Genomic DNA, 2,195 nt, shown 5'->3' with positions numbered 1-2,195 from the left:
TTAAGAAGTTGTTTTACAACAGGAAACAGTCGTTGAACAATCGTAAATGATTTTAAGACCTCTGCCGTTTTTCAGTCGCTATCTATACTAATCGAAAAAAGCTTTCCAACGCTTTTGAATGTTCAAGAATTGATCATATTGCATCAAGGAGAAATGATATGAATAAATTATTTGGATTTCAGAAGTTGGAAATATATCAGCAATCAAAACATTTAGTAAAAGAAATTTATTCTATGACTCGCAAATTTCCTGTGAAAGAAGCATACTCTTTAGTTTCGCAAATGAATCGTGCTGCGGTTTCGATATCATCAAATATTGCTGAAGGCTCAAGTAGGAATAGCTTAAAAGATAAGATACGCTTTATAAACATATCCTATGGGTCATTAATGGAGTTGATCTGCCAGATGGAAATATCATACGAGCTATGTTACATAACGTCTGATCAGTACGAAAACTTCTTAATCTTGTCAAAAGATTTATCCGTTAAATTGAACAACTATATGAACTATTTAAAAAAATCAATATAAAATAACTGGTTTTAACAATTGTTAAACAATGCTACCCTACAGTTCAACGATTGTTCAACCATGTTTGGGTGCTCGCACCCAAAAGGGGGATCATTATGATCGATTTACACAGTCACATTATTTATGGAGTGGACGATGGCGCTTCATCCTTTAAAGAGGCCCTCGCCATGGTGAAGGCTGCATCTGAGGCAGGCTACACAGATGTGGTATGCACGCCGCATTTCATTGCGGATTCTGAGTTTGAATCATCTGCAGGCTCAAACCAAAGCGTTTTAGACGAAATTAACTCCCATCTCCAATCTGAAGGCAAGCCGCTTAACCTCCATCTTGGAAGCGAGATTTATTTCGATCCCAGTTCCGTTGAATCCTTAAACACCAAGCAGGCTGCCACTTTAAATAAAAGCAAATACGTTCTGGTAGAGGTTCCAAGGCAGAAGATGAATTTCTCCAGTCTTTTAAATTACGTATTTCAGCTTGAAATTGCAGGATACTCAGTTGTACTAGCCCATCCCGAGAGGTACGATTTTGTCATAGAGGACCCTAATCATCTGGCTTCTCTGATTAAGAGGGACGTTATCATCCAGATGAACCTTCTTAGCCTGACGGGAAAATACGGAGATCAGGTCAAAAAAACAGCAAAGCTCATGCTTGACCACAATATGGTCCACGCTGTTGCAACAGATGCACACAAGCCTCAGCACTACCACGAAGCCATTGATGGGCTGAACCTGCTGGAAAAGCAGGTAGGCAGCGATATGTTTGACCAGCTTACCAACTATAATCCCGGATTTATCATAAACAACGAAATCTTTTATCCCGACAGTCCGGTAAAGATAAAGAAAAAGGGCATCTTTGCCTGGCTTAAAAAATAGACATCCACACGAAGGAGGTTCATATGAAAAAATTCTTGTTTATTCCCTTAACCTTGGTTCTCGCAGCGGTTTTAATTCTTGGAAGCCAGTTTGCCAACAAGCCTCTTTATACCAGGGAAGAAATCGAATCATTCAATAAGGAAGCTGCAGAAAAAATTTCTCGGTCCGATGCCTTCGTAGATGAAGCAGGCGAAGATAACTCGCTTCCTTCAGACGGCTCTCCCGTGATAAGGGTCAATTACCCTTCAGGCCTGGAAAATGGCGGCACCGTACAAAGCGATAGGGTGTACCTTAGATTTGACGGAGAAAACGAAATAATAAGCGCAAGTTTAAACGGCATGAGGATTTCAACCACAGAAGCTATGATTACAACTGCTGGCTCCTACGAGGTAGTAGTGGAGGATGTTCTTGGGAATGTGGCGGAGTTTGAGTTTAGTCTAATAAAGTGAGGCGGGAAATACATGTTAAACGATTGTGGGGCAATCGGGAAACGGTTGGGAAACAATCGTATTGGTCGCTTTCCACTTTCTACTTTCCAACTGACCAACTTTCCTGCTTTCCGCTGACGCCTTAAGAGTTCCTTTATTTACATTTTGGTGACAAAAAAACGCATTGCTTTATAAGGACAACGTGATATAATTTACTAGGTGAGTCGGGAAATGCATGTTAAACGATTGTGGGGCAATCGTTTAGTCGCTGAGGCGACTGTTTATTGTCCGGCTCTGCCGCACGGGAAATGACTGCTGCGCAGTCGAGAAATGAGACTCCGTCTCGTAAAAACTGTCTCTAAAAGCAA

General features: G+C 41.0%; 3 protein-coding genes. All 3 read left to right on the top strand.

Features of this window, described 5'->3' with window-relative positions; genetic code table 11:
- Positions 1 to 158 precede the first annotated feature (158 nt).
- The 3 genes from BUB93_RS11185 to BUB93_RS11175 all read left to right on the top strand — a co-directional run bounded on the left by BUB93_RS11185 (position 159) and on the right by BUB93_RS11175 (position 1,848).
- Complete coding sequence (locus tag BUB93_RS11185; RefSeq protein WP_073272294.1) at positions 159 to 527, top strand: four helix bundle protein; 369 nt, start codon at positions 159 to 161, stop codon at positions 525 to 527.
- Between the two features lie 95 nt (positions 528 to 622).
- Entirely contained in the window at positions 623 to 1,399 is a 777-nt protein-coding gene (locus BUB93_RS11180) for a tyrosine-protein phosphatase (RefSeq protein ID WP_073272292.1), read from the top strand.
- Between the two features lie 23 nt (positions 1,400 to 1,422).
- The gene (locus tag BUB93_RS11175; RefSeq protein ID WP_073272289.1) at positions 1,423 to 1,848 is read left to right on the top strand and encodes a hypothetical protein; all 426 of its coding nucleotides are present in this window, start codon (positions 1,423 to 1,425) and stop codon (positions 1,846 to 1,848) included.
- Positions 1,849 to 2,195 lie beyond the last annotated feature (347 nt).

The sequence above is a fragment of the Alkalibacter saccharofermentans DSM 14828 genome, from assembly GCF_900128885.1.
Classification (GTDB): domain Bacteria; phylum Bacillota; class Clostridia; order Eubacteriales; family Alkalibacteraceae; genus Alkalibacter; species Alkalibacter saccharofermentans.
This window is presented reverse-complemented; position numbering and strand designations above follow the sequence as displayed.

Excerpts from the sequence above, each read along its gene's own strand:
- BUB93_RS11180 (WP_073272292.1), top strand. The coding sequence starts at position 623 with ATGATCGATTTACACAGTCACATTATTTATGGAGTGGACGATGGCGCT.
- BUB93_RS11175 (WP_073272289.1), top strand. The coding sequence starts at position 1,423 with ATGAAAAAATTCTTGTTTATTCCCTTAACCTTGGTTCTCGCAGCGGTT.
- BUB93_RS11185 (WP_073272294.1), top strand. The coding sequence starts at position 159 with ATGAATAAATTATTTGGATTTCAGAAGTTGGAAATATATCAGCAATCA.